At 70.6% G+C, this 25,433-nt stretch carries 30 protein-coding genes; 20 read left to right on the top strand and 10 right to left on the bottom strand.

Translation table 11 applies throughout. The features are described from left to right. The first annotated feature begins 49 nt into the window (after nucleotides 1-49). Both rocD and CFP71_RS22850 read left to right on the top strand, forming a co-directional pair. Nucleotides 50-1,252 (top strand): ornithine--oxo-acid transaminase, encoded by a 1,203-nt coding sequence (gene rocD, locus CFP71_RS22855; RefSeq protein ID WP_093935985.1) that lies wholly within the window; start codon nucleotides 50-52, stop codon nucleotides 1,250-1,252. Nucleotides 1,253-1,283: 31 nt separating this feature from the next. After that, on the top strand, nucleotides 1,284-2,645 hold the full coding sequence (locus CFP71_RS22850; RefSeq protein ID WP_093935984.1) for a DUF2252 domain-containing protein: 1,362 nt from the start codon (nucleotides 1,284-1,286) through the stop codon (nucleotides 2,643-2,645). A 443-nt stretch (nucleotides 2,646-3,088) separates the two neighbouring features. On the opposite strand, the gene CFP71_RS22845 is transcribed toward CFP71_RS22850, so the two are convergent. Then, nucleotides 3,089-3,964 (bottom strand): FAD-dependent oxidoreductase, encoded by an 876-nt coding sequence (locus CFP71_RS22845; RefSeq protein WP_093935983.1) that lies wholly within the window; start codon nucleotides 3,962-3,964, stop codon nucleotides 3,089-3,091. Between the two features lie 64 nt (nucleotides 3,965-4,028). Between CFP71_RS22845 and CFP71_RS22840 the strand changes: the two genes are divergently transcribed. Next, nucleotides 4,029-4,637 (top strand): phosphatase PAP2 family protein, encoded by a 609-nt coding sequence (locus CFP71_RS22840; protein WP_093935982.1) that lies wholly within the window; start codon nucleotides 4,029-4,031, stop codon nucleotides 4,635-4,637. Here CFP71_RS22840 and zapE read toward each other — a convergent pair. Beyond that, nucleotides 4,591-5,625 (bottom strand): cell division protein ZapE, encoded by a 1,035-nt coding sequence (gene zapE / locus CFP71_RS22835; protein WP_093935981.1) that lies wholly within the window; start codon nucleotides 5,623-5,625, stop codon nucleotides 4,591-4,593. The genes CFP71_RS22840 and zapE overlap by 47 nt on opposite strands. Before the next feature lie 98 nt (nucleotides 5,626-5,723). Between zapE and CFP71_RS22830 the strand changes: the two genes are divergently transcribed. The 10 genes from CFP71_RS22830 (at nucleotide 5,724) to CFP71_RS22785 (ending at nucleotide 12,634) form a co-directional block, all read left to right on the top strand. Next, nucleotides 5,724-6,470 carry a pyrimidine reductase family protein gene (locus CFP71_RS22830; RefSeq protein ID WP_093935980.1) on the top strand — a complete coding sequence of 249 codons (747 nt, stop codon included), beginning with the start codon at nucleotides 5,724-5,726 and terminating at the stop codon, nucleotides 6,468-6,470. Then, complete coding sequence (locus CFP71_RS22825) at nucleotides 6,467-7,024, top strand: RNA polymerase sigma factor (RefSeq protein WP_093935979.1); 558 nt, start codon at nucleotides 6,467-6,469, stop codon at nucleotides 7,022-7,024. Before CFP71_RS22830 ends, CFP71_RS22825 begins: the two co-directional genes overlap by 4 nt. After that, nucleotides 7,024-7,449, top strand: coding sequence for an Asp23/Gls24 family envelope stress response protein (locus tag CFP71_RS22820; protein WP_093935978.1), 426 nt, complete (start codon nucleotides 7,024-7,026; stop codon nucleotides 7,447-7,449). Before CFP71_RS22825 ends, CFP71_RS22820 begins: the two co-directional genes overlap by 1 nt. Before the next feature lie 339 nt (nucleotides 7,450-7,788). Continuing rightward, entirely contained in the window at nucleotides 7,789-8,238 is a 450-nt protein-coding gene (locus CFP71_RS22815) for an Asp23/Gls24 family envelope stress response protein (RefSeq protein WP_037343835.1), read from the top strand. Beyond that, nucleotides 8,238-8,414, top strand: coding sequence for a hypothetical protein (locus CFP71_RS22810; protein ID WP_005157087.1), 177 nt, complete (start codon nucleotides 8,238-8,240; stop codon nucleotides 8,412-8,414). Before CFP71_RS22815 ends, CFP71_RS22810 begins: the two co-directional genes overlap by 1 nt. Next, nucleotides 8,411-8,767: an Asp23/Gls24 family envelope stress response protein gene (locus tag CFP71_RS22805; protein WP_093935977.1), complete on the top strand. Its 357-nt coding sequence runs from the start codon at nucleotides 8,411-8,413 to the stop codon at nucleotides 8,765-8,767. Before CFP71_RS22810 ends, CFP71_RS22805 begins: the two co-directional genes overlap by 4 nt. Before the next feature lie 10 nt (nucleotides 8,768-8,777). Beyond that, the gene (locus CFP71_RS22800; protein ID WP_093935976.1) at nucleotides 8,778-9,314 is read left to right on the top strand and encodes a DUF6286 domain-containing protein; all 537 of its coding nucleotides are present in this window, start codon (nucleotides 8,778-8,780) and stop codon (nucleotides 9,312-9,314) included. Continuing rightward, complete coding sequence (locus tag CFP71_RS22795) at nucleotides 9,311-9,898, top strand: Asp23/Gls24 family envelope stress response protein (protein ID WP_093935975.1); 588 nt, start codon at nucleotides 9,311-9,313, stop codon at nucleotides 9,896-9,898. Before CFP71_RS22800 ends, CFP71_RS22795 begins: the two co-directional genes overlap by 4 nt. A 28-nt stretch (nucleotides 9,899-9,926) precedes the next feature. Then, nucleotides 9,927-11,006 (top strand): ATP-dependent DNA ligase, encoded by a 1,080-nt coding sequence (locus tag CFP71_RS22790; protein ID WP_093936003.1) that lies wholly within the window; start codon nucleotides 9,927-9,929, stop codon nucleotides 11,004-11,006. 107 nt (nucleotides 11,007-11,113) lie between these two features. Beyond that, the gene (locus CFP71_RS22785; protein ID WP_093936002.1) at nucleotides 11,114-12,634 is read left to right on the top strand and encodes an alpha/beta hydrolase; all 1,521 of its coding nucleotides are present in this window, start codon (nucleotides 11,114-11,116) and stop codon (nucleotides 12,632-12,634) included. Nucleotides 12,635-12,724: 90 nt separating this feature from the next. Here CFP71_RS22785 and CFP71_RS22780 read toward each other — a convergent pair whose 3' ends face one another. After that, complete coding sequence (locus CFP71_RS22780) at nucleotides 12,725-12,967, bottom strand: DUF2630 family protein (RefSeq protein ID WP_093935974.1); 243 nt, start codon at nucleotides 12,965-12,967, stop codon at nucleotides 12,725-12,727. Nucleotides 12,968-13,057: 90 nt separating this feature from the next. Here CFP71_RS22780 and CFP71_RS22775 point away from each other — a divergent pair, with 90 nt between their 5' ends. Next, entirely contained in the window at nucleotides 13,058-13,414 is a 357-nt protein-coding gene (locus CFP71_RS22775) for a thioredoxin family protein (protein ID WP_039917837.1), read from the top strand. 84 nt (nucleotides 13,415-13,498) lie between these two features. Here the strand turns inward: CFP71_RS22775 and CFP71_RS22770 are convergent, their stop codons facing one another. Both CFP71_RS22770 and pruA read right to left on the bottom strand, forming a co-directional pair. After that, a complete protein-coding gene (locus CFP71_RS22770) occupies nucleotides 13,499-14,428 on the bottom strand; it encodes a proline dehydrogenase family protein (RefSeq protein ID WP_093935973.1) in 930 nt (309 codons plus the stop codon). Between the two features lie 16 nt (nucleotides 14,429-14,444). Then, nucleotides 14,445-16,082: an L-glutamate gamma-semialdehyde dehydrogenase gene (gene pruA / locus CFP71_RS22765; protein ID WP_093935972.1), complete on the bottom strand. Its 1,638-nt coding sequence runs from the start codon at nucleotides 16,080-16,082 to the stop codon at nucleotides 14,445-14,447. 206 nt (nucleotides 16,083-16,288) lie between these two features. On the opposite strand from pruA, the gene CFP71_RS22760 reads away from it, so the two are divergent. Continuing rightward, a complete protein-coding gene (locus tag CFP71_RS22760) occupies nucleotides 16,289-17,803 on the top strand; it encodes a PucR family transcriptional regulator (RefSeq protein ID WP_093935971.1) in 1,515 nt (504 codons plus the stop codon). 73 nt (nucleotides 17,804-17,876) lie between these two features. Here CFP71_RS22760 and CFP71_RS22755 read toward each other — a convergent pair whose 3' ends face one another. From CFP71_RS22755 to CFP71_RS22745, 3 genes are all read right to left on the bottom strand, one after another. Then, entirely contained in the window at nucleotides 17,877-18,113 is a 237-nt protein-coding gene (locus CFP71_RS22755) for a S1 RNA-binding domain-containing protein (RefSeq protein ID WP_093935970.1), read from the bottom strand. Between the two features lie 151 nt (nucleotides 18,114-18,264). Then, on the bottom strand, nucleotides 18,265-19,323 hold the full coding sequence (locus CFP71_RS22750; RefSeq protein ID WP_093935969.1) for an LLM class flavin-dependent oxidoreductase: 1,059 nt from the start codon (nucleotides 19,321-19,323) through the stop codon (nucleotides 18,265-18,267). A gap of 7 nt (nucleotides 19,324-19,330) precedes the next feature. Further along, nucleotides 19,331-19,723, bottom strand: coding sequence for a DUF6221 family protein (locus CFP71_RS22745; RefSeq protein ID WP_093935968.1), 393 nt, complete (start codon nucleotides 19,721-19,723; stop codon nucleotides 19,331-19,333). A gap of 183 nt (nucleotides 19,724-19,906) precedes the next feature. Here CFP71_RS22745 and CFP71_RS22740 point away from each other — a divergent pair, with 183 nt between their 5' ends. The 3 genes from CFP71_RS22740 to CFP71_RS22730 are packed head-to-tail and all read left to right on the top strand — an operon-like array spanning nucleotide 19,907 to nucleotide 22,244. Next, the gene (locus CFP71_RS22740) at nucleotides 19,907-20,395 is read left to right on the top strand and encodes an Rv1352/Rv1906c domain-containing protein (protein ID WP_244199792.1); all 489 of its coding nucleotides are present in this window, start codon (nucleotides 19,907-19,909) and stop codon (nucleotides 20,393-20,395) included. A 50-nt stretch (nucleotides 20,396-20,445) separates the two neighbouring features. Continuing rightward, complete coding sequence (locus tag CFP71_RS22735; RefSeq protein WP_093935966.1) at nucleotides 20,446-20,880, top strand: MarR family winged helix-turn-helix transcriptional regulator; 435 nt, start codon at nucleotides 20,446-20,448, stop codon at nucleotides 20,878-20,880. Next, nucleotides 20,877-22,244 carry an MFS transporter gene (locus CFP71_RS22730; RefSeq protein ID WP_093935965.1) on the top strand — a complete coding sequence of 456 codons (1,368 nt, stop codon included), beginning with the start codon at nucleotides 20,877-20,879 and terminating at the stop codon, nucleotides 22,242-22,244. Before CFP71_RS22735 ends, CFP71_RS22730 begins: the two co-directional genes overlap by 4 nt. 270 nt (nucleotides 22,245-22,514) lie before the next feature. Here CFP71_RS22730 and CFP71_RS22725 read toward each other — a convergent pair whose 3' ends face one another. Then, nucleotides 22,515-23,534 (bottom strand): DNA polymerase domain-containing protein, encoded by a 1,020-nt coding sequence (locus tag CFP71_RS22725; protein WP_093935964.1) that lies wholly within the window; start codon nucleotides 23,532-23,534, stop codon nucleotides 22,515-22,517. Between the two features lie 28 nt (nucleotides 23,535-23,562). Next, complete coding sequence (locus tag CFP71_RS22720; RefSeq protein WP_093935963.1) at nucleotides 23,563-24,120, bottom strand: GNAT family N-acetyltransferase; 558 nt, start codon at nucleotides 24,118-24,120, stop codon at nucleotides 23,563-23,565. A gap of 24 nt (nucleotides 24,121-24,144) precedes the next feature. On the opposite strand from CFP71_RS22720, the gene CFP71_RS22715 reads away from it, so the two are divergent. Together CFP71_RS22715 and CFP71_RS22710 are read left to right on the top strand one after the other, a co-directional pair. After that, nucleotides 24,145-24,831, top strand: coding sequence for a TVP38/TMEM64 family protein (locus CFP71_RS22715; protein ID WP_093935962.1), 687 nt, complete (start codon nucleotides 24,145-24,147; stop codon nucleotides 24,829-24,831). Between the two features lie 180 nt (nucleotides 24,832-25,011). After that, on the top strand, nucleotides 25,012-25,433 hold a 422-nt coding region (locus CFP71_RS22710), incomplete at its 3' end, for a serine/threonine-protein kinase (RefSeq protein ID WP_244199793.1).

The following is a 25,433-nucleotide window of genomic DNA, read 5'->3' as shown; positions in this document are numbered from 1 at the left end:
GCAACGTTTCCCGGATGAAGTCCACCACTGTGGCATCTAACCTGAACGCATGACGACCGCCGACTTCATCGCGCTCGACGAGCAGTGGAGCACGCACAACTACCACCCCCTGCCCGTGGTGATCGCCACCGCCGAAGGCGCTTCGGTCACCGACGTGGAGGGCAAGACCTACCTCGACTTCCTCTCCGGCTACTCCGCGCTGAACTTCGGGCACCGGCACCCCGGGCTGATCGCCGCCGCGGTCGAGCAGTTCGGCCGGGTGACGCTGACCTCGCGCGCCTTCCACCACGACCAGCTCGGACTGTTCTGCCGCGAGCTCGCCGAGCTGACCGGTACCGAGATGACCCTGCCGATGAACTCCGGCGCGGAGGCCGTCGAGTCCGCGGTGAAGATCGCCCGCAAGTGGGCGTACCAGGTCAAGGGCGTCCCCGACGGCACCGCTGAGATCGTCGTCGCGGGTTCGAACTTCCACGGCCGCACGACCACCATCGTGTCCTTCTCCACCGACGAGACCGCGCGCGCCGACTTCGGGCCCTTCACGCCGGGCTTCGTCACGGTCAAGTACGGCGACGCCGAAGCGCTGCGCGACGCCATCACCGAGCGCACCGCCGCGATCCTGCTGGAGCCGGTGCAGGGCGAGGCGGGCGTGATCGTGCCGCCCGCCGGCTACTTCGCCGAAGCGCGGCGGCTGTGCGACGAGCACAACGTCCTGCTGATCGCCGACGAGATCCAGTCCGGCCTCGCCCGCACCGGCACCGTCCTCGCGCTCGACCACGAAGGCGTGCGCGCCGACGTCTACACCCTGGGCAAGGCGCTCGGCGGCGGGATCATGCCGGTCTCGGCGGTGGTCGGCGGCAAGGACGTGCTCGGCGTGCTGCGGCCGGGCGAGCACGGCTCCACGTTCGGCGGGAACCCGGTCGCCTGCGCGATCGGGCGGGCCGTGGTCGGGCTGCTCAAGACCGGCGAATTCCAGGAGCGCTCGCGGGAACTGGGCGCTCACCTGCACGCGCGGCTCGGCGAACTGGTCGGGAACGGGCTGGCCGAGGTCCGCGGGCGCGGGCTCTGGGCCGGGATCGACATCGCGCCCGGCGGGCCGACCGGCCGCGAGGCGTCCACCGCGCTGGCCGAACGCGGCGTGCTGTGCAAGGAGACGCACGACCACACGCTGCGGATCGCGCCGCCGCTGGTGATCACCCGCGAGGAACTCGACCGGGGTATCGACGCGATCACGGAGGTCGTCAAGACCCGGTGAACCTTTCGGGCGGCCGGTACGTTGCCTGTCCATGGGAGACGCGCGGGAGTGGGTGGAGCGGCCACTGGTCGGCACCGAGACGGTGACGCCGGAGGACTGGTTCGCGAAGGGCAAGGCACTGCGGGACAAGGCGCCGTCGTCCGCGCACGATCACGCGGCGGCGGGCGACGGGCGTCCCGGCGTGGCGGAGTTCTTCGCGCGGACCAACGAAGGCCGCCTGCCGGAACTGGTGGAACTGCGGCGTGAGCGCATGCTCGCGTCGCCGTTCACCTTCTACCGCGGTGCCGCCGGGCTGATGGCCGCCGATCTGGCGGGCTCCCCGGTGTCCGGGCTGACGGCGCAACTGTGCGGGGACGCGCACGCCGCGAACTTCGGGCTGTACGGCACCCCCGAAGGCCAGATCGTCATGGACATCAACGACTTCGACGAATCCGTGCCGGGCCCGTGGGAATGGGACCTCAAACGGCTCGCGGCGAGTCTCGTACTGGCCGGGCGTGAGGGCGGCATCGGCGAGTCGGGGTGCCGGGAGGCCGCCGAAGACGCGGTGAAGTCCTATCGGCGCACCATCCGGGGCCTGGCGGAACTGCCGTTCCTGCGGTCGTGGAACGCGCTGCCGGACGCGTCGGTGCTGAGCAAGGTCCGCGCGCACGACCTGATCGACGACTTCGAGGAAGCGGCCGAGAAGGCGCGGAAGAACACCAGCGCCAAGGTCACCGCGAAGTGGACCCGGCGGATCGACGACCACGAGACCGGTCTCGAACGGCACCGGTTCGTCGAGGACCCGCCGGTGCTCACCCACGTCGACGACGCCACGGCGGAAGCGGTCGTCACCGGACTGGTGTCCTATGTGGATACGCTGCGCGAGTCACGGCGGACGCTGATCTCGCGCTACCGGGTGTCCGATGTGGCCTTCCGCGTCGTCGGCACGGGCAGTGTCGGCCTGCGGAGCTATGTCGCACTGCTGCACGGGAACAGCGGCGAGGACCTTGTCCTGCAAGTGAAACAGGCCAATCCGTCGGCGCTCGCGCCGTTCCTCGGGCTGGCCGCGCCGGAGCACGAAGGCCGCCGGATCGTCGAAGGCGCACGGCTCGTGCAGGCCGAGACGGACATCCTGCTCGGCTGGACGACCATCGACGGCGTGCCGTACATCGTGCGGCAGTTCCGGAACCTCAAGGGCGACATCGATCCGGCGGAGCTGAAGAAGGACCATCTCGACGACTACGGCCGCCTGGCGGGCGCGCTGCTGGCGCGGGCGCACGCGCGGTCACTGCATCCGCGGATGCTCGCGGGGTACTTCGAGGACGACGAAGACCTCGACGAGGCCATCGGGGCGTACGCGGTGCGTTACGCGGACCAGACCGAAGCAGACCACGAGGCCTTCGCCGCACTCTGACCCCTGCGCATTTCGTCCTCTGAATGCGGCAGGGGCAAACCGATCCGACACCTTCGCGGAGTTCCTCGCGGTGGTCGCGAGTGGCGGTTCGGGTTATCGAGGGGTGAGTCGGCGGTGCGAGCGGGCTCGCCACCGAGGCCTGGCATGCCCTCAGACTGTCCGAAAGGACACTTTTCGAGAGCATAACGTCCGATTTGGGCACTTTGCACAGCACTCCCCGAGGGTCGTGAGTGGCGAGGATCGTTCTAACCCTCTTTACCACTCACGACCACCTGTACCGATCGGCCGCACTCGCGTGATCGAAGCCGGAACTCGCGTGATCAGCGGCGGAACACCGAGTGCGGCCTCCCAGCACGCGAGTCACGTCCCTGATCACGCGAGTCACGCCTTCGCTCACGCCTCGCTTGCGCCAAGTCCGCCGCATTCAGAGGACTAAATGCGGCTCACACCAGGGCCAGGACGTCGTCCGCGCACCCCCAGGCCAGCGTGATCCCCGCTCCCCCGTGCCCGTAGCAGTGCACGACGTCGCCGTCCCGCTCCAGCCGCACCTGCGGGCGGAACGGCCGCAGGCCCACCTTCGCGCCCAGCACCGGGGCGTCGGCCAGCGCGGGCACGAGTTCCCGGCAGCGCCGCACGATGTCCGCGGTCACCCCGGGATCCGGCTCGACGGAGTCGCGGCCCGGCTCCTGCGTGCCGCCGCAGACGACGTGCCGCCCGTGCGGGATCACGTGGCGCAGCACCGGCGTGGACCCGTCGACGATCCATTCGGTCAGCCCCGGGTCGGCGAGGTGGACGACCTGGCCGCCGACCGGCACGACGGTGCCGTCGCCCGCCAGCCGTCCGCCGCCGAGCCCGGCCGCGTTCACCACGAGGTCCGCGTCGAGGTCGTCCAGTCGCGAGACGGTGCGGTACTCGGTGCGCACGCCCAGCCCGGCGACCCGGTCGGCGAGCCACGCGAGGTACACCGGGGTGTCGATCACCGTGGTCGTGAAGGTGAGCCGCCCGGGTTCGTGGTCGAGGTCGGGCATCGAGAACGCCCAGGACGGCATGGGTGCCTCGCGGGGGATGAAGAACGTTCCCCGGCGCAGGCGGACGCCGGGCGCGCCGAGCGAGCGGTAGTCCTCCAGGCTCGCCGCGGTCCAGCGATCGACCCGATCGGAGTGCACCGACAGCGGCGGGAAGAGCACGCCGCCGGCGACGGCCGACGTCGTCTCACCGGGCCGGTCGGCGGTGACCACCGTGACGTCGTGCCCGGCTCCGGCCAGCCGGTGCGCGCAGCTCAGCCCGATCACTCCGCCGCCGACCACCGTGATCCGCATCGAAAGCCCCTTTCACAAGCCGTCCCTGCATGGTGACTGATCGGCCTTCACGTAATCTCGCCGGATGAGCGGAAGGGCGCCGTACGGGCTCGTCGCGGTGACATGTGCGGTGATCATGGTCGTACTCGGGACGCTGGTCCCGGGCGAAGGCCCGGCAGGCCCCGACCAGCTCGCCGCCAAGTGGGTGGAGCGCTCCTTCGGCGGTGACCCCGGCCTTCTCCGGCTGCTCGTGCTGCCGACCGAGGCCTACGTCCTCATCCCCGTCGCGGCCGTCGCCGCCGTCCTCTGCCTGATCGGACGGCGCAGACTCGAAGCGGCACTGACCGTCGTGGGCCCGCTCGTCGCGATCCTCGGGAACACCTGGGTGCTCAAACCGCTCTTCGGCCGCTGGAAGACCACCTATCTCGCCTATCCCAGCGGGCACACCGTCGCGCTGGTCGCGGTGCTGACCGTGCTCGTCCTGCTCGCCCGCCCCGGGGTCGCGACGGCCGTCATCTCGGTCGTGGGCGCGGTGGTGCTCGCCGGGGTCACGATCGGCATGATCGGCCTCGGCTACCACTACCTGACCGACGTCGTGGGCGGCACGCTGTTCGCGGTCGCGACCGTCTGCGCGGCCTGGTCCTCGCTCAGCTGGGCTGAACGGCGTCGCGAGCCAGTGCCGTCAGACGGCTGACGGCGCGCAGGTACTTCTTGCGGTAGCCGCCGTTCACCATCTCCTCGGTGAACAGCAGCGGCACCGGCTCGCCGGAGACCACCAGCGGGATCGCGCGGTCGTAGAGCCGGTCGGCGAAGGCGACCATCCGCAGCCCGACGTTCTGGTCGGGAACCGGGTGGATGTCGCGCAGGTGCACCCGGGTCACGCCGTCGAGAAGCCTGCCGTAGCGCGAAGGATGCAGCCCGCCGAGGTGCTCGCACAACGCGTCGAAATCGTCCACAGTGGACTCGGGGTGCGCGGCGGCGGAGGCTTCCAGCTCCTGGGGGCTCGCGGGCGGCGGCGCGTCCGGCAGGCCGCGGTGACGGTAGTCCGGGCCGTCGACCCGGCAGACGCCGAACTTGGCGGACAGGGACTGGATCTCGCGCAGGAAGTCCGCGGCGGCGAACCGGCCCTCGCCGAGTTTGTCCGGCAGCGTGTTGGAGGTGGCCGCCACGAAGACCCCGTTCGAGATCAGCTCCTGGAGCAACCGGGTGACGAGCATGGTGTCGCCGGGGTCGTCGAGTTCGAACTCGTCGATCGCCAGGAAGCGGTGTTCGGAAAGCCGCCGCACCGCCTCGGCGAACCCCAGCGCGCCGACGAGGTGGGTCAGCTCCACGAACGTCCCGTACGCCTTGGGCGACGGCGTTTCGTGCCACGTCGAGGCGAGCAGGTGCGTCTTGCCGACGCCGAAGCCACCGTCGAGGTAGAGGCCCCTCGGCCCGTCCGGCTCCTCGTCCCCGCCGCCGAACAGCGCGCGCAGCTTCGACTTCGGCTTCCGGTTCGCGGCTTCCGACACGCGCTTCGCGAACGCGACGCAGTCGACGACGGCCTCGGCCTGGCTCGGTTCGTCCGGGTTGGGCACGTAGGTGGAGAACCGGACCGCGTCGAACCGGGGCGGCGGGACGAGCGCGGTGATCAGCTCGTCGGCGGACAGCTCCGGACGGCGATCGATCAGGCGGGCGGGCATTCGCCGAGAGTAACGGCACCGGTGGCGGCCGTTCACTCTCCCTGACCGAGCGTATCCCCCGCTCAGCGGTGCCGCCGGGCCCGTGCTGGGATGTTGGTGTGCAGCTTTTGTGGCCAACGACACCGGCGGATCCCGTCTCGGATGCCGACCTCGAACGGCTCTACGGGTACCCCGAGGATTTGAGCCGTCCCTGGGTCCAGGTCAACTTCGTCAGCTCGGCCGACGGCGCCGTGGCGGTCGACCAGCTGTCCGAGGGCCTCTCGCATCCCGCGGACAAGCGGATCTTCCTGACGGGACGGCTGCTTTCCGACGTGATCCTGGTCGGCGCCGGCACCGCGCGCGCCGAGGGCTACCGCGGCGCGCGGATCAATCCCGAACGCGCCGCCCGCCGGGTTTCGCTCGGACTGTCGGAAGTCCCGCCGATCGCGGTGGTGACCCGTTCCGGTGATCTCGACCCCGCGGGCCCGTTGTTCACCGACACCAAGGTCCCGCCGATCGTCATCACCACCGAGAAGGCGCCCCGGGCCGCGCTGGAGCGCGCGGGGGCCGAAGTGCTCGTCGCCGGGACAGACGACGTCGACCTCCACCGCGCGCTCGCGCTGCTGGCCGAACGAGGGCTGCGCCGTGTCGACTGCGAGGGCGGGCCGGCGCTGTTCGCCGACCTGATCGCGGCCGACCTCGTCGACCAGCTGTGCCTGACCGTCGCCCCGCTGCTGGCGGGCGCGGGCGAACGCCGGATCGCCGACGGACGCCCGTCCCCGCGACCGCGGCGGATGGACCTCGCGTCCGTGCTGTTCGAAGACGGCTTCACCATGCTGCGCTACCGCCGCCGGGAGGGCGGGTGAGCGACCCCGCGCCGGTTCCGGACGAGGAACTGGCGGCCCGGGCCGCCGCCGGGGACCACGGTGCCTTCGACACCTTGGTGCGGCGGCACACGGCCAGGATGTATCGCGTGGCGCTGCGGATCACCGGCAGCGCGTCGGAAGCGGAGGACGTCGTCCAGGAAGCCTGGCTTTCCGCGTGGCGCGCGCTGCCCGGGTTCCGGTACGAGTCCGCGGTGTCCACCTGGCTCTATCGGGTGACGACGAACGGCGCGCTCGGACAGGTCCGGCGCCGGAAACCGACCGTGCCGCTCGACGAGGGCGACGCGGGTGTCGTGCCTGGTCCGGAGGGACATGTGGTGAGTGCCGAGCAGGTCGACACGGTGCTGCGCGCGATCGCCGAACTCGACGTCGGCCAGCGGATCCCGCTGATTCTGCGAGAATTCGAAGGATTGACCTACGACGAGGTGGCCGAGGTGATGGAAGTGAGCGTGCCAGCGCTGCGCGCTCGACTGCACCGCGCGCGGGTGGCGCTGCTGGCGAAACTCGGCGACAACTTCCGACCCCGGGAACGGTGATGAGCGAGGATCCGCGCGACGACCCGCGGTGGGAGCAGGTGCGCGCCGCCGCGAGCCGTCCGGTGCCGACGCCGCCAGGACTCGTCGAGCGGGTGCTCCGGTCGGTCGGCGGCGTCCGCGGCAAGCACACCACCCCGCCGCTCGACCTGCCCTCGGCGGGCGGGAAGACGCAGGTGTCGGAACGGGCGCTGGTGCTGATGACCAGGAAGCTGGCCGCCGGGATCGGCCGCGACCTCGGCGGGGTCCACGTCTCGGCCGTCGCGCTCGAGGACGACGTGCTCCAGGTGCTGGTGACGGTCCGGTTCGGCGTCGAAGCGGCGGTCGCGGAACTGCTGCGGTACCGGGTGAGCGCGGCGCTGACCGGACAGCTCGGAACGACCCCGCCCGCGATCAACGTCCACGTCGTCGACGTGCACCCCGACTGACGCGGGGTTCCGGCCCGGCAGGGCGTTTCGCGTGACCGAATGGACGACACGCGTGCTTGGACGGACGACACGCGTGTCCAGACGGACGACTCACGGCGGGACCCGGCCGCGCGCCTGTCGTCCGTCCAGTCACACGTGTCGTCCGCCTGATCACGCGTGTCGTCCGTTCAGGCACGCGAACCGCCCGGCCCACCCCGTCAAGGTGAACCCCGGAAGTGATTACCCCATCCGGGGGACATCGCGTGACGACTCGGCATGCGCGCGTGTCCTGGTCGGTGAGAGCGTAGGGACCGCCGCGCGCGCAGGTCGCGCGGCACAGGCCGAGAAGGAGCGAACTTCATGGCGCAGCCGAGCGCGAGCAAGCCCGACACCCCCGTGGCGGGGTCGTCCCTCAACGAGGAAGGAGCCGCCGGCAAGACCACGATCTCGTCGGTGGTGGTCCAGAAGGTGGCGGGTCTCGCCACCCGCGAGGTCACCGGGATCCACGCGCTGGGCGGCGGGGTTTCGCGGGCCTTCGGCGCCATCCGCGAGCGCATCCCCGGTTCCGGCACCGTCACCACGTCCGGTGTCTCGGTCGAGGTCGGCGAGAAGCAGGCGGCGATCGACCTCGACGTCGTCGTCGAGTACGGCGCGCGCATCGTCGACGTCGCGCGCGCGGTGCGCCGCAACGTGATCGGCCAGGTCGAGCAGATCACCGGCCTGGAGGTGATCGAGGTCAACATCGCGGTCAACGACATCCACCTGCCCGACGAGAACGGCGGCGAGACCGAGACCTCGCGGGTCGAGTGATGAACGGGACCCAGACCGGCCTGCTCGCCGGCCTCATCCTCGGCCTCGCCGCGACCCAGGGCTTCACCGCGTTCCTGGTGACGCTGGCCGTCGGCGTCATCGGCCTCGTCCTCGGCCGCGTGCTCGACGGCGAACTCGACCTCGGCGACCTGTTCGGCCGGGGCCGCGACAAATGACCCTCCCGGCCGGACCGGAGGATCGCGGCACCCTCACCATCGCGCCGTCCGTGGTCCGCAAGATCGCGCAGCACGCCGCGGACCAGGTCGACGGGACCACGCGCGCCGAGCGGCGGATCGCCGGTCTCGGGCTGGGGACGCACGGCGCGAGCGCGAAGGTCGGCGGTGAGGGCAACGACGTCGATCTCGTGCTCGACGTCGCTTTGCACTACCCGGCGCCGGTGCGGCGGATCGTCGGCGATCTGCGCGCCCGGGTCACCGAGGAGGTCGAGCGGATCACCTCGTACGAGGTCCGGGACATCTCGGTGACGGTTTCCGCGCTCCTGCCCGACATCGCGCCCCGCGTCCGCTAGAAGGAGCATCATGCGTTTGTTCGTCCGCCTGCTGTCCGCCCTGATCGGGCTGGCGCTGGCCGCCGCGGGGGTCCTGCTGGCCTTGGAGGTCGGCTGGGGCTGGTGGCGGCCGGGGCGGGGGCCGCTGTTCGTCCCGTGGGACGACTGGCGCGACAGGCTCGCGGAGCTGTCCTGGAACACCGACGAGGTCCGCTACCTCGCGATCGCCGTCGCGGTCGTGGGGCTGCTGCTGATCCTGGCGTCGGCCTCGGCCGGGCGGCGCGCCATCCGGCTGACCGATCCGGCGAACGAGGTCAGCGTGACCACGTCGCCGCGGGCGCTGGCCCGGCTGGTGGGGGTGAGCGTGCGCGCCCAGGACAACGTCGCGGGCGCGAAGGTCACCGCCACCGCCAAGAAGATCCGTGTCCGCGCGACGAGCAGGCTGGAGACCGAAGGCGAGCTGCGACCGCGGCTGCTGGAGACGGTCTCCGGTCTGCTCGACGACGTCCCCCTGGTGCGGCGGCCGAAGGTGTCCGTCGTCGTCGACTCCCCGAAGGACCGCCGATGACCCGTTCGGTCTCCGCCAAGGCACTCGGCCGGTCCACCGGCACGGAACGGACGCTGACCGTCCTCATCGGACTCGTCGCGCTGCTCGGCGGCGCGGCGATGCTCGTGGTCGGCGCGGGCTGGCTCGGCACGTATCGCGCCGGCCGCGCGCTGATGGACCCGATCGCGCTCGACTGGCTGTCGCAGCACGCGCTCGCCGCCCGGATCGGCGCGATCGTGCTCGGCGTCCTCCTGCTGTGGCTCGGCCTGTGGTGGTTCTTCCGGTCCCTGCGCACGGAGGGCCGTCCGGACCTCGACCTCGGCGACGACTTGGTGGTCACGTCTTCCGCCATCTCCGAAGCCGTCCGCCTCGACGCCGAGACGGTCGACGGCGTCGGGCGCGCCCGGGTCCGCGCGGTCGGCGACAAGGAGCACCCGGCGCTGCGGATCACGCTCTGGCTGAGCGAGGGCACCGACCTGAAACGGGTCTGGGAACAGCTCGATCTCACCGTGCTGGCCAGGGCCCGGGAATCGCTCGGCGTGGAAGTGCTGCCGACCGCGGTCCGGATCGAACTCGACACGGCAGCACCGCAACGGGTGCGCTGAGCGTGTCCTTGCGGCAAGAATGGCCGTCATGTCGCTTCCCTTGACTCCACCGGTCAAACCGATGCTCGCCAAACCGGCGAAGGCGATCCCCGATTCCGGCGGGCTGCTGTTCGAGCCGAAATGGGACGGATACCGCTGCCTGGTCTTCCGCGACGGTGACGAGCTGACCCTCCAGTCGAGGTCGGAGAAGCCGCTCAACCGGTACTTCCCCGAGGTCATCGAGCGGCTGAAGGCGACCCTGCCCGAGCGGATCGTGCTCGACGGCGAACTGGTGGTCGGGCGGGACGGGAAGCTCGACTTCGACGCGCTCACCGACCGGATCCACCCCGCCGAGAGCCGGATCAAGCTGCTGGCGGAACAGACCCCGGCGGAGTTCGTCGCGTTCGACCTGCTGGCGCTCGGCGACGAGTCCTTTCTGGACGAGCCGACGTCGAAGCGCCGGGAACGGCTGGAGAAGCTGGCCTCCGACGGCTTCCATCTGACCCCGGCCACCTCGGATCCGGCGATCGCGCGGCACTGGTTCGAACTGTTCGAGGGCGCGGGGCTCGACGGCGTCATCGGCAAACCGCTCGACGAGCCGTACACGCCGGGCAAACGCGTGCTGCTGAAGTACAAGCACTCGCGCACCGCCGACTGTGTGCTCGCGGGGCTGCGCTGGCACGTCGACGGCGAAGCGGGCGAGATGGTCGGCTCGTTCCTGCTCGGGCTCTACGACGAGGACGGCGTGCTGCACCATCCTGGCGTCGTCGGCTCGTTCCCGGTCACCCGGCGACGCGAGCTGGCCGAAGAGCTGGCCCCGCTGATCACCGACGGTTCCGATCACCCCTGGCTCGGCGACAACGTGCGGGAGAAGCAGCGGATCCCCGGCGGGATCACCCGGTGGAAGTCCAAGGAAGCCCCGTGGGTGCCGCTGAAGCTGGAGAAGGTGGTCGAGGTCGGCTACGAGCACACGGAAGGCGGATACCCGTCGCGGTTCCGCCACACCGCGCAGTTCAAGCGCTGGCGTCCCGACCGCGAGCCGGATTCCTGCACCTACGCCCAGCTCGACGAGGTCGCCCGCTACGACCTGGACGCGGTGTTCCGCGGCGAAGTGAAACGCACCCGCTAACCGGGGCCTGACACGTCACCTGCGAAGCTCACCCACGAGCTTTGTCATGCCCTGGAAGTGAGGACCAGCCCGTGAGCACCGCCCGCCGCACGCCACGGCTGATCCTGATGACGACCGTGGTCGCGGCCGTGGTCGCGGGCTGCACGGCCGGGCCGTCGGTCCGGCCCGCGGTGATCGACAACGACGGCAAGCCCGATCCCGGCTCGTCGGCGTCCGCCCAGCCGGTGCCGCTGCCGCCGCTCACCGAACCGCGATCGCCGTCGATCAAATGGGACGACTGCGACGAGGCGACCCGGCAGCGGCTGGGCCAGCCGTCCGTGCCGGACACGCTGAAGTTCGCCTGCGCCAGGGTGCCCACCACGCTCGACGCGCCGGACCTGCCCGGCCGCGGGCTCTCGCGGCTGTCGGTGGTCAAGACCGGGGGCGGGCCGATCCCGCTCGTCGTGGTCAACGACGTCGACGGTGAGCCCGGATCGCTGTACGCCGCGCGCCTGGCCGCGACGCTGCCGCCCGAGTTCCTGCAGAAGTTCTCCCTGATCGGCGTGGACCGGCGCGGGACCGGGACCTCCGCGCCGGTGCAGTGCGTCCCGGCGGAGATCCGCACCGACCTGCTCGGCGGCGACCCGGCGGCGGGAGACCTCGAAAGCGTCGTCGACGCGGCGCGCAAGGCGGGCCAGCAATGCGCCATCGAACTGGACGACTCGCAGGTCGCGATGGACAGCTGGCGGGCGGCGGGCGACCTCGAAGAACTCCGTCAGCAACTGGGGCTGGACAAGCTGCACGCGCTGGGCCGCGGTGACGGTTCGAAGGTCCTCGCCGAATACGCCGTGCGGTTCCCGGCGCAGGCCGGCCGCATGATGCTCGACGGGCTGCCCGATCCGGCCCCCGACGGCACCGCCGTGCAGGAAGCCGTCGCCGCGAGCGCGCAGGCCACCCTCGACGCTTTCGGCGCCGACTGCATCGCCAGGGGTTGCCCGATCGGCGACGCCCGGTCGGCCGTGACCGCCGTCGCCGACAGGCTCCGCTCCGCCTCCGTGACCACCACCGACGGGGCGGAGATCACGCCGGGGATCGCGCTGTACGCCGTCTACTCCGGACTCGCGCAGCGCTCGCGCTGGGTGGAACTCGCCGAAGCGCTCAAGTCCGCGCAGACCGGCGACGTCACGCCGCTGGCCGCGTTCGCCGAGCCGGTGCTGAAGGATTCCCGCGCGCGGCCGTCGCGGTTGGACGGCACGCTCGCGACCAAGTGCAACGACAGCGCGACGCGGCTCTCGGCCGAAGAACTCACCCGGGTGACCACGACCCTGCGCGAGAAGTACCCGCAGTTCGGCGTTCTCGCCGCGCAGCAGCTGGCGTGGTGCAGCCCGTGGCCCGTGCGCCGCGAACCGCTTCCGCCCGCCGGCGCCCCGGGTGCCCCGCCGATCCTCGTCGCGGGCACCGCGACCGACCCGGTCACGCCGGAGCAGGGCACCAGCCGGGCCGCCGACCAGATGCCGAGCGCGGTGACGATCACCTGGCAGGGTGCCGGGCACGGCGCGCTGAGCCTGTCCCCCTGCGTCGCCGACGCGACGCGGGCGTTCCTGATCGACGGGAAGGTCCCCGTCGACGGCACCCTCTGCCCGGCCTGACCCCAGTCACTCCCGTGTCATGAGGGGTCCCCATGGGACGAAAAATGTCCCACGGGGACCCCTCATGACACGCGCCGGGCGCGAAAACCGCTACTGCCGGTAACCCTCCACCTCGGAGATCGGCCGCGTCGTGGCCCCATCGGGGTCTTCGTCGAACTCGACGCGCGCCCGCCGCTGCCGCAGCAGGTCCCAGCACTGGTCCAGTTGCTGCTCCACACTCGCGAGCCGGGACCTGTCGTCCGAGCTGAGCCCGGTACCGATCGCCCGCGAACGGAGCTCGTGCTCCACGCTGACCAGCTCGTCGATCCGGCTGAGGATGTCCCCGTCGGCCATACGCACCTCCTGCGAAACCTGGGTTGCTCCATCCGAGACGCTACGCGCATTCCCGGGAATGCGCGTAGCGCCCGATCCGTTACCCAGGGCATGAGCACTGTGGAGCTGACGGCCGCGAACTTCGATCAGGTCGTGTCCGAGAACGACTTCGTGATCATCGACTTCTGGGCGGGCTGGTGCGTGCCGTGCCGCCAGTTCGCGCCGACCTACGAAAAGGTGTCGGGCAACCACGACGACATCGTTTTCGCCAGCGTCGACACCGAGGCCGAGCAGCAGCTGGCCGCAGCCTTCGACGTGCGCTCGATCCCCACGCTCGCGGTGATCCGCGACAAGACGGTCATCTACGCGCAGCCGGGCGCGCTCCCGGAGAAGACGCTCGAAGACCTCATCCAGCAGGCGCGCGACATCGACATGGACAAGCTCAAGGAAGAAGCGCAGGAAGCCTGACGCGAAAGAAGGGGCCCTTCCCGGCGGGTTTCGCCGGGAAGGGCCCCTTTGTACTTCAGCGGAACTTTGCCACCGGGGACCGGGTCAGCCCCGGGTGGCGAGTCCGCGCAGGAAGAACGCCAGGTTCGCCGGGCGTTCCGCCAGCCTGCGCATGAAATAGCCGTACCATTCGTCGCCGTAGGGGACGTAGACGCGCATCGTCTTCCCGTCACCCGCGATCCGGCGCTGCTCTTCGGGACGGATCCCGTACAGCATCTGGAATTCGTGGTCGTCCGCCTTGCGGCCCGCGTCCGACGCGAGCTTCTCGGCGATCGCGATCATCCGGGGGTCGTGCGAGGCGACCATCGGATAACCCTTGCCCCGCATGAGGATCTTCAGGCAGCGCACGTAGGACTTGTCCACTTCGGACTTGTCCTGGAACGCGACCTCTTCGGGTTCGGCGTACGCGCCCTTGCACAGCCGCACGCGGGAACCCTCGGCCGCCAGTTCGCGGCAGTCCTGCTCGGTGCGCCGCAGGTAGGCCTGCAGCACCGCGCCGACCCACGGGTACTCGGTGCGCAGTTCCCGCAGGATGCCCAGCGTCGAGTCTGTGGTGGTGTGGTCCTCCATGTCGAGGGTCACCGTGGCGCCGACCGCTTCGGCCGCCGCGCAGATCTTGCGGGCGTTCTCCAACGCGACCTTCTCGCCCTCGGCGGGCAGGAACTGGCCGACCGCGGACAGCTTCACCGAGACGTCCGCGCCGAACGCGAGGCCGTCGGCCGCCAGCGCGGACAGCAGTTCCTCGTAGGCGCGGACGGTCGTCGCGGCCTGCTCGGCGTCGGTGGTGTCCTCGCCGAGGTGGTCGAGGGTGACCCGGAGGCCGTCGTCGGCCAGCTCGCGGACCACCCGGGCGGCGTCGGGCGTCTTCGAACCGGCGACGAACCGGCTCACCACCGATCGGGTGGCGGGGACGACCTCGACCAGCTTGCGCATCCGCCGGGATCGGGCGGCGGCGAGCAACGGGGCACGCAACATCACGAACTCCTGGTTCTCAGCCCTGGTGGGGGTAACGGACGCTGGTGGGCGGAACGAACGTCTCCTTGACCGAGCGCGTGCTCGTCCAGCGGAGCAGGTTGAACACCGAGCCGGCCTTGTCGTTGGTGCCGGACGCGCGACCGCCGCCGAAGGGCTGCTGGCCGACGACCGCGCCGGTCGGCTTGTCGTTGACGTAGAAGTTGCCGGCGGCGAAGCGCAGCGCCTCGGACGCCTTCGCGACGGCCGTGCGGTCGTTCGCGATGACCGCGCCGGTGAGCGCGTAGTCGGCGGTCTCGTCGATCAGCTTGAGCACGTTGTCGAAGCTCTCGTCGGTGCTGTCGTCGTAGACGTGCAGCGCGAGGATCGGGCCGAAGTACTCGGTGCGGAAGATCTCGTGGTTCGGGTTGTCCGACACCAGGATCGTCGGGCGCACGAAGTAGCCGACGCTGTCGTCCGCGGTGCCACCGGCGATGACGTCGATCTCGGCGTCCTCGGCGGCACTGGCCAGCACGGCGGCGTGCTTGTCGAAGGCGCGGCGGTCGATCACGGCGCCACCGAAGTTGCTCAGGTCGTTGACGTCGCCGTAGGTGATGGCCTCGGTCTCGGAAACGAGCTTGTCCTTCAGGCTCGCCCAGAGCGAACGCGGGACGTAGGCACGGGACGCGGCCGAGCACTTCTGGCCCTGGTACTCGAAGGCGCCGCGGATCAGCGCGGTGCGCAGGATGTCGATGTCGGCCGAGGGGTGCGCGAGCACGAAGTCCTTGCCGCCGGTCTCGCCGACCAGGCGCGGGTACGTGCGGTAGCCGGAGATGTTGGCGCCGACGGTGGCCCACAGGTGCTGGAAGGTCGCGGTCGACCCGGTGAAGTGGATCCCGGCCAGGTCGCGGTGGGTCAGGGCGACCTCGGAGACGGCCTTGCCGTCACCCGGCAGCAGGTTGATCACGCCCGGCGGCATACCGGCCTCTTCGAGCAGGCGCATCAGCAGGTGCGCGGCGTAGCTCTGCGTCGGCGACGGCTTCCACAGCACGACGTTGCCCATGAGCGCGGGCGCGGTCGGCAGGTTGCCGGAGATCGCGGTGAAGTTGAACGGGGTGATGGCGTACACGAAGCCCTCGAGCGGGCGGTGCTCCATCCGGTTCCAGATCCCGGGCGAGCTGACCGGCTGCTCGGCGAGGATCTGACGGCCGAAGGCGACGTTGAAGCGCCAGAAGTCGATCAGCTCGCAGGCGGAGTCGATCTCGGCCTGGAACGCGGTCTTCGACTGGCCGAGCATGGTGGCGGCGTTCAGCTTGGCGCGCCACGGGCCGGCCAGCAGGTCGGCGGCGCGCAGGATGATCGCGGCGCGGTCGTCGTAGGACAGCGCGCGCCAGCCGGGAGCGGCGGCCTTGGCGGCGGCGATCGCGTCGTGGGTGTCCTGCGCGGTCGCGCTGTGGATGACACCCAGCACGGCCTTGTGGTTGTGCGGCTGGACGACCTCGATCTTCTCGCCGCCGCCCTTGCGCTGCTCACCACCGATCGTCGCGGTGATGTCGATGGGGTCGGCGTCACCCAGCAACTTGAGCGCGCCCTCGAGTTCAGCGCGCTCGGCGCTGCCCGGTGCGTAGTTCAGCACCGGCTCGTTCTTCGGGGCGGGGGTCTGGGTCACGGCGTCCACTGACTGCTCCTGACTTCACGTCGCCGGGTAGAGGTCTCATCCCGAACGGTAGACCCGACGGCAGCCCTGCGGCTTGTCCGACTGGCTAGAATCAGGGTGACCATCTTGTCCGATCGGCTTAATTCGGTGATGACCTGACTACTGATTCGACCACCGGCGCGTCCCTTCGGCATGTTCTGGCCACGCTCGGGGAACCGCTGGTCAGAGTGCTCGCGGCGCCCGGCGGACTGGGCGTCGAGGTGGCGGACGTCGTCATCCACGATCCGGAGGATCCGCCGGACGCCCATCCGGGGGACCTCGTCCTGGTGATCGGGGCCCGCGGACGGTCGGCGGCCGGGGCGATCCGGGCCGCGGGGCGATCCGGCGCGGCCGCCGTCGCGATCAAGAGCGGCTCGTCCGTCGTGAACGTCGCGACGGACTCCGGCATCGCGCTGATCGAGGTCGGCCACGAGGCCCGCTGGGAGCAGGTGGAAGCGCTGGCCAGGGGCGTCGTCGACGCGGCTCGCGCGGGAGGCGAGGCGGACAGCGGTGAGGTGCTGGGCGATCTGTTCTCGCTCGCGCAGACCATCGCGACCCTCACCGGCGGCCTGGTCAGCATCGAGGACACCGCGAGCCGCGTGCTGGCCTACTCGCGGGCGGGCGACGAGGTGGACGAGCTGCGCAGGCTTTCGATCCTCGGCCGCGAAGGCCCGGAACGGTACCTCGCGATGCTCCGCGAATGGGGCGTCTACCAGCGGCTTCGCGCCGGTGAAGGCATCGTCCGCATCGACGAGCGGCCCGATCTCGGCATCCGGCGGCGGATCGCGGCCGGGATCCACGCCGGATCGCAGCCGCTGGGCACGATCTGGGTCCAGGAGGGCGCGCATCCGCTCACCGAAAGCGCGGAAGTCGCCTTGCTCGGCGCGAGCCGGGCGCTCGCGCCCCAGCTGATCCGGCACCGGACCCTGCCCAGCCCGGAACTCCGGCTGCGCGAAGACCTGCTGGCGGGACTGCTGGACGGCCGTCTCGACGTCGAGTCCGTCGCGGACGACATCGGCGCGGATCCCGGGAAACCGGCCATGGTGCTGGCGTTCTCGCTCCCCCGCGACCGCGCCGCGACCGACCGGCAGCTGCGGCGCGCGGAACTGGTGCACCTGATCACCGTGCACACCGCCGCGTATCGGCGCAGCGCGCTGGTGAGCGTGATCGGCGGCCGCGTCTACGCGCTGCTCCCCGACCTCCCGGAACACGCCGAGACTCGGATTCTCGCGCTGGCCAAGGAAATCGTCGGCACCGCGCAACGGCATCTCGACGTCCGGGTGCGCGCGGCGCTGGGCGGTGCCGTGCCGCGCCTGTCCGACGCGGCGGCCTCGCGGGGCGACGCCGATCGTGTGCTGGCGACGATGGCGCGCGGGCACGGGACCGCGGACGTCGCCTCACTGGCCGACGTGCGCGCCGAGGTCCTGCTCTCGGAGGTCCTCGCGTTCCTCGGTGAGCAGCCGAGGATCCGCGACCCCCGGCTGACCGACCTGGTCGCGCACGACGCCGAGCACGGCGGCATCCTCGTGCCCGCCGTGCTCGCCTACCTCGACGCGTTCGGCGATGTCCGGCGCGCGGCGCGCGAGCTGAACATCCATCCGAACACGGTGCGCTACCGGGTGCGCCGCGCCGGCGAGGTGTCCGGGATCGACCTCGACGACCCCGCGCAGCGCGTCCTCACCCAGCTTTTGTTGCGCCTCTAGAACGCATTTCGTCCTCTGGATGCGGTACTTGCACACGCAAGTACCGCATCCAGAGGACTAAACGCGAGCGGTGTCAGGCCAGGGTCAGGCTGAACCGCCGGTTCTGGACGTCCAGTTTGTCCAGCCGGACGGACACGGCCGCGCCCGCGGTGAGCGGGCCGGTGCCGCCGACGGTCGGCAGCAGCCCCTCCATCCCTTGGGCCACTTCGACGAACGCGCCGAACGGCAGCACCCGGGTGACGACACCGTCCAGGGCTCCGCCATCGACGTGCGCGAGGACGAACTCGCGCCAGTTTTCGTTGGGGGACATGCGATTCACCTCCTCTCCGCGCATGGTCCACAACAGGACACGTACGCGGAGGCGGGCTTCGGGCCCGCCCGGAGATCAAGCGGCGGCCGGGGAACCCGTCCGCTCACGGCACAAGGCCGACCCGGCAGTCATGGCCGTGACACTAGCAAAGTCACGACACCGCGGCGAGACTCTGTTTTCCGGCGTAATCGGGAAGTCCGGCGACCTCGGCCAGTGCCCGATAGGACTCCAGCCGCTCGGCCTGGTCGAAGGTGCTGGTGGTCACGAGGATCTCGTCGGCGCCGGTCTTGGCGACGAGATCGGCCAGCCTGCCGCCCACCTCGTCCGGGGTGCCGGCGATCTGGCCGTCGAGCGCGCGGTCCAGCCGCTCCTGATCGCGGTCCGAAAGCGGTCCGGCGAGGATCTCCTCCACCGGCGACAGCGGCGGGAAGACGCCGTGCGTTCGCGAGTAGACGGTCGACCAGGCCTCGGGGATCAGCAACCGCCGGGCCCGTTCGGCCGTTTCGGCGACCGCGATCGCCGTGGACACCACGACGTACGGCCGCGAAGCCCGCGCGGAGGGACGGAAGCCGGAGCGGTAGCCCTCGATGGCTTCGAGCAGCGGACCCTCGCCCCGGACCGGCGCGATCACCAGCGGCAGCCCCAGTTCCGCGGCCAGCCGAGCGCCGGCACCGGTGGCCAGCAGGAACGCGGGCACGTGAAGACCTTCGGCGGGGATGGCGTGCACGCCCGGATACGCGGTCTGGTCGCCCGCGAGGAACCCCAGCAGCTCCCGGACCTGGTCGCCGAACCGGTCGGCGTCGTCCTTCTCGTGCCCGAGCGCTTGCCGGACCCCGCCGGTGAACCCGACGGACCGGCCCAGCCCCATGTCGATCCGGCCGGGGAAGAGGGATTCGAGGACGCCGAACTGTTCCGCGACCACCAGCGGCCGGTGGTTCGGCAGCATCACCCCGCCCGTACCGACCCGGATCCGCTCGGTCGCCGAGGCGACGGCGGCCGCCAGCACGGTGGGTGCCGATCCGGCGACACCGGGCACGCTGTGGTGTTCGGAGACCCAGAACCGGTGGTAACCCAGCGCTTCGATGTCACGCGCGAAGGCGACCGTGTCCCGCAGGGCGCGGGGCGCGTCGCCGCCGCGGCGGGTCGGGGACCGGTCCAGTACCGAAAGCGTGATCACCTCCGGGTCAACGCGTCCCGGCCCGGCGGGCATTCCCCGCTCAGGGACGCCAGCGCTCGCTGTAGTCCGCGTGGTCGGCGTACGGGAGAGCCAGCAGCCGCAGGGTCAGGCACCAGTTCGTCCCGGCCTCGTCGGCGGGCACGTGGCAGGTCTCGCACCAATACTCGTTGCCGTACAGGGGAAATCCCGGGACCTTCTCCGAAACCGTGGTGCGATGCGCCTGCATGAGCCGCCGGGTCGCTTCGATCTCGTTGATCATCTGATTGACCGCGTCGAGTTCGATGTCGTTCAGCGAACGGATCTTCTTTTCGATGACGACCTTGGTCTCACCACGATTGAGCGATTCGCTGATCTCGGTTTTCTTGACCGCCTGCATGATCAGCGCCTGGCGTTGCCCCACACGCGCGGCGAGAAAGGCGATCAGGTCGTCCACAGGTACTCCTTCGTCTCCCCCAGCTTAGTGTTCGGAGGGAACTGTCGCTGGCAGGAAGCTTGCCGTTACGGCAAGGTCCCGTGCGTCACACAGTCTCGTATCGGTCCGCCGCGGAGCGGTAACAGGTTTCTAGATCGACACGAAAGCGCAATCACTCCGCGAGCAAATCGATTGAAGAGACGGATGCCGAGCACGAATTGGTCACCGACGCCGCACGCGTCGTCACGAAATGCGTTCCCGCTCGTGGCCGGGCTCACCGTCGCGCTCACTTTGGGCGCGGGTGTCGGTGTGGTGGCGGCCACTCACCCGAGATCACCCGACACGACCACGGCCCCGGCGGCCCCCGCGACGGTGACCGTCACGGCCGAAGCCGCGCCCGCGCCGACGGTGACGGTCCCGGCGCCGCCGGTCACTTCGGGACACACCGCCGCCACCACCCCGGCGGACCGGTTCGCCGACGGGACCTACTTGGTCGGCACCGACATCGAAGCGGGCTCGTACCACTCCCCCGGACCGGCGCCGGACGGTAACGGGCACTGCTACTGGGCGAGACTGCGGGCCACCGGCGCGTCCAAGATCGTGGCCGACCAGCTGACCTCGGGCGCCGCCCGGTTCGCCGCGCGCAGGGGCGAGTACGTGCAGGTCGCGGGCTGCGAGTTCACCCGCGGCTAGATACGCAGGCAAAATTGCGCAGCCTGAACTGCGCAAGTTAGCCTGCGAACATGACCGAGAACGCCTCCAGCGCCCGCGCGGCCCACGACATCCGCGTCGCCTTCAGCAGGCTGCGGCGCCGCCTGCGGGAGAACTACGGCAGCGGTGACCTCACGCCGTCCCAGACGTCCGTCCTCAGCCGGCTCGACAAGGACGGTGAAGCGTCCGTCAGCGATCTGGCGGCGCTGGAAGGCATCCGCCATCAATCGATCGCCACCACCGTCGGTGTCCTCGTGGATCGAGGACTCGCCGCCCGCCGCCCGGATCCCGAGGACGGACGGCGTCAGCTGATCTTCGTCACCGACAGCGGTCACGCCTTCCTCGAAGAGCGCCGCCGCGCCGGGGAGGGCTGGCTCGCGCAGGTTCTGGAGACGCGGTGCACCGAGGCCGAGCGCCGCACGCTGATCGAAGCGGCGGCGCTGCTGGAACGGGTGGTGCGGCGGTGAGCACCGTGCCGGAAACGGGCTTCGAACGGCGGCTCCTGCCCCCGATGATGCTGGGCGCGGCCCTCAACCCGGTCAACTCGTCGATCATCTCCGTGTCCCTGGTGCCGATCGGTGTGGCCTTCGGGGCGCCGCCCGCCGAGACGGCCTGGCTGGTTTCCGCGCTGTACCTGGCCACCGCGATCGGTCAGCCCGTGGTGGGGCGGCTCATCGACCTCTTCGGCCCCCGCCGCCTGTTCCTGGCCGGCGCGGCGCTGACCGGGATCGCCGGCGTCGCCGGGATGCTCGCGCCGAGCTTCGGCGTGCTCGTCGCTTCCCGGGTGCTTCTCGGTTTCGGCACCTGCGCCGGCTATCCCGCGGCGATGTACCTCATCCGGAGCGAGGCCCAGCGCACCGGGAAGGACAGCCCCGCCGGGGTCCTCACGGCGCTCGCCATCACCACACAGACCATCGCCGTCGTGGGGCCCAGCCTCGGCGGCCTGCTGATCGGGATCGGCGGGTGGCGCGCCACACTCGCGATCAACATCCCGCTCGCCCTGGCCGGCCTGTACCTCGGCTTCCGCCGTCTCCCCACGACGCCTGTCACCCGCCGCGACGGCCTGGTTCGCGAACTGGACCTGCCCGGCATGGGCCTGTTCGCCGCGGCGCTCGTCTGCCTGCTGCTGTTCCTGATGGACCCGCGAGGCGGCGACTGGTGGCTGCTCGCCGTGACCGTCGTCGCGGCCGCCGGATTCACCTGGCGCGAACTGCGGACCCGGCAGCCGTTCATCGACGTGCGCCTGCTCGGCGGCAACCTGCCGCTACTGGCCACCTACGGCCGGGCGCTGCTCAGCTTCGTCGTCAGCTACGCCTTCCTCTACGGCTACACGCAGTGGATGGAGCAGGGCCACGGGCTGTCCGCGTCGGAAGCCGGACTGGTGCTGCTCCCGCTGTTCGGCGTCGGGATCATCGCCTCCACCGTCACCGGGCGCAGCAAAGCCGTCCGCGGCAAGCTCCTGGTCGGCTCGCTCGGCCAGGTCGTCGCCTGCGCGCTGTTGCTGTTCCTGAACGACGGCAGTCCGCTGTGGACACTGCTGGCCGTCGTGATCGTCCTCGGGGTCCCGCAGGGGTTGAACAACCTCGCGCTGCAGAATTCCGTGTACCACCAGGCCCACGCCGAACGGATGGGCTCGTCGGCCGGGTTGCTGCGCACCTTTGGCTACCTCGGCGCCATCGTCGCGTCCGCGGCCGGCGGCGCGTTCTTCGGACAGCGTGCCGACAGCGCCGGGCTGCACCATCTGGCCGCGTTCATGCTGGTGGTCAGCGTGCTGTTCCTCGCGCTGACCGTCGCCGACCGCTCGCTTTCCCGCGTCGGCCGGGCTCATTAAGAGCTACCGGCCGAGCGTGGCGTGCCGCACGGCGTGAAGGGGACTTTCCCCGCATCCCATGCGCGGAAAGTCCCCTTCGCTCCAGGCCTGATGCCCTCCGCGCCGCAGGTGCACCACGACTGGCTGCGGCGAGCGTTTATGGGGCCGATGGGACCGCCGAGGCAGGTGTGGCGTCGGCCGGGGTGGTCGTGAGTGTTTTGGGTCGTTCTAACGACACTTATCACTCACGACCACCCCGAGAACACGTCGACCTGATGCCCCTCGGGAGGCTTAGGTGTCGTCCCGCGCCTTGCTGGGCTGCACCCGCTTCGGCTCCCCGGGCATTTTCGGGTAGTCCGGCGGATACGGCATCTCACCGAGGCCGTGGTCGCGCTCGTCCCGCGCGTACCACTCCAGCAGGGACTCGATGCCGAACGCCTGCTCGTCCATCGGCGCGTGCAGGTCGCCGCGCTCGGCGTAGAAGGCGCCCGCGGTGAGGACGTCGAAGTCGTCGGGGTCGACCTCGGTCAGCAAGTCCCAGGTCAGTGGGGTCGACACCGTCGCACGGGCGGTTCCGCGCACCGACCAGGCCGACGCCACCGTGCGGTCGCGCGCGGCCTGGTTGTAGTCGATGAAGACGCGGCCGCCGCGCTCTTCCTTCCACCACGCGATGGTCGCCTTGTCCGGAATCCGGCGCTCGACCTCGCGGCCCAGCGCGATCACCGCGTGCCGGACGTCGATGAAGTCCCATTCCGGCCGGATCCGCACCAGGACGTGCACGCCGCGGCCGCCCGAGGTCTTCGGATAGCCGACGAGCCCCGCCGAGTCGAGGACCTCGCGCACCACGCCGGCGACCTCGACCGCGTCGGAGAACCCGGCCTCGTCCGGCGGGTCGACGTCGATGCGGAGTTCGTCCGGGTGATCGACGTCGGGCCGCCGCACCGGCCACGGGTGGAAGTCGAAGGTGCCCAGGTTCGCCGCCCAGGCGAACACGGCGGGCTCGGTCGGGCAGACCTCTTCGGCCGTGCGGCCCGACGGGAAGGTGATCTTCGCGGTTTCCACCCACTCCGGCGCGCCCTTCGGCACGCGCTTGGCGTAGAACCACTCGCCCTCGACGCCGTCGACGTAGCGCTTCAGCGTCGTCGGCCGCTCCCCGACCGCGCGCAGCAGCGGCTCGCCGACCGCGACATAGTGCTCGACGACCTGGCGCTTCGTGATCCCCCGGGCCGGGAAGTACACCTTGTCCGGGCTCGACACCCGGACCTTGCGCTCGCCTACCTCGACCTCGATCGGCTCACCGTTCTTGGGCATGCGCCCACCGTAGCCAGTCCGGCGCCGCTCAGGGCCGCGGATCGTTCTTCAAAATTGCCATCGTGATGACGTCATGCCACTCGCCGTCCCACCACAGGGCCTCCCGCTGGAGCCCCTCGCGGACGAACCCGGCCTTCTCGTAGGCGCGCTGGGCACGCGGGTTGTAGTCGAAGACCTCGAGCGAGACGCGGTGCAGGCCGACGACGTCGAACGCGTAGGCCAGCAGCAGCTTGGTCGCCTCGGTGCCGTAGCCCTTGCCGAAGAACTCCGGGCCGTTCAGCGCGATGCGGAACGATCCGGAGCGGTTGTCCTTGTCGACGTCGGTGAGCGCGAGATCGCCGACATGGACGCGATCCTCCTTACGCACGATCGCGTAATCCGCCCGATCGGCCAGGCCCGGCCGACCGGCCAGCCAGGTCCGGACCTGTTCTTCGGTGAAATCGGTGTGCGTACCGGTCAGCCTGCGGCTTTCCGGTTCGCGCAGGGCTTCCCACCCGGTCTCGAAGTACGTTTCGTCGAGCTGCGTGAGCAAGACGTTCTCGCCGGTGAGTTCGGGCTGCGTCCGCAGCGCCTCGATGTCGACCACGGCGAATACCGTACGGTGGACGCAGTGTCCGGCCGTACCAAATTAATCCTCGCGCTCACCGTGCTCGCCCTCTTCGTGACGGCCGCGGTGCTGCTGCCGATCCCGAGCCCGGCCGGACTGCGGGCCTGGGCGGCCGAGACCGGCCCGGCCACGCCGCTGGTGTTCTTCCTGGTCTATTCGGTACTGACCGTGGCGCCGATCCCGCGCACCGTGTTCAACCTCGCGGGCGGGCTGCTGCTCGGCGCCACGACGGGCATCGTCGTCGGCATCCTGGCCACCACGGTCGCCTCCGGGCTCTCGTTCGCCCTTTCGAGGGCGCTCGGCCGCGATCTGGTCACCCGGCACCTGCACCGGGCCAAGGTCCGCGCGGTCAACGACCGGCTTTCGGACGGCGGGGTGCTGGCGATCACCTCCTTGCGGCTGATCCCGATGGTGCCGTTCGCTCCGTTCAGTTACCTGTGCGGAGTGTCATCGGTCCGTTTCGCCCCGTATCTGATCGGGACCGCGCTCGGCAGCCTGCCGGGCACGGTCGCGGTCGTCGTCCTCGGTGACGCGCTGACCGGGGAAACGCCTCCCGCCCTGCTGATCTGTTACGCCGTGTTCGCCGCCGCGGGGGCCATCGGGCTGGTCAAGGTCTTCCGGCGGAAGGCCGTTCCGGCGCCCGAATCGAGCGGCGAGGAAGAATTGCCCGCCTCCGCACCGGCGAGCTGACGGGGAGCCGAAACCGCCGCCCGCTACACTCGATCGGGTGCGCGGGGCCTCTCAGGCCGCGGAACGCCACCATCACCCGGGATGTGTTCGTCAAAGAATGTGTCAGGAGCAGTCGCCATCGACACCGGTCAGCTGATCGCTGGGCATTACCGCCTGGTCGAGCAAATTGGTAGCGGTGCCATGGGGGTGGTCTGGCGTGCCATCGATGTCCGCCTCGAGCGCTCGGTGGCGGTCAAGCAGATCCTCCCGCAGCCAGGTGTCTCAGAGGCCGAACGCGACAACATGCGCCAGCGTGCCATGCGCGAGGCGAAGAACGCGGCCCGCTTCCAGCATCCGAACGCGATCGTGGTGTTCGACATCGCCGAGCACGGCGGCGACCCCTGCCTGGTGATGGAGTACCTGAACGGCCCGAGCCTCTCGGCGATCATCTCCGAAGAGGGCACTCTGCCACTGGGACGCGTCGCGAAGATCGGCGAGCAGGTCGCGTCGGCGCTGGTCGCCGCGCACCGCGCCGGGATCGTGCACCGCGACGTCAAGCCAGGGAATATCCTGATCGACGAGTCCGGTACCGCGAAGATCACCGACTTCGGCATCTCGCGCGC

It is taken from the genome of Amycolatopsis thailandensis (genome assembly GCF_002234405.1).
In the GTDB taxonomy this organism is placed as follows: Bacteria; Actinomycetota; Actinomycetes; order Mycobacteriales; family Pseudonocardiaceae; genus Amycolatopsis; species Amycolatopsis thailandensis.
This window is presented reverse-complemented; position numbering and strand designations above follow the sequence as displayed.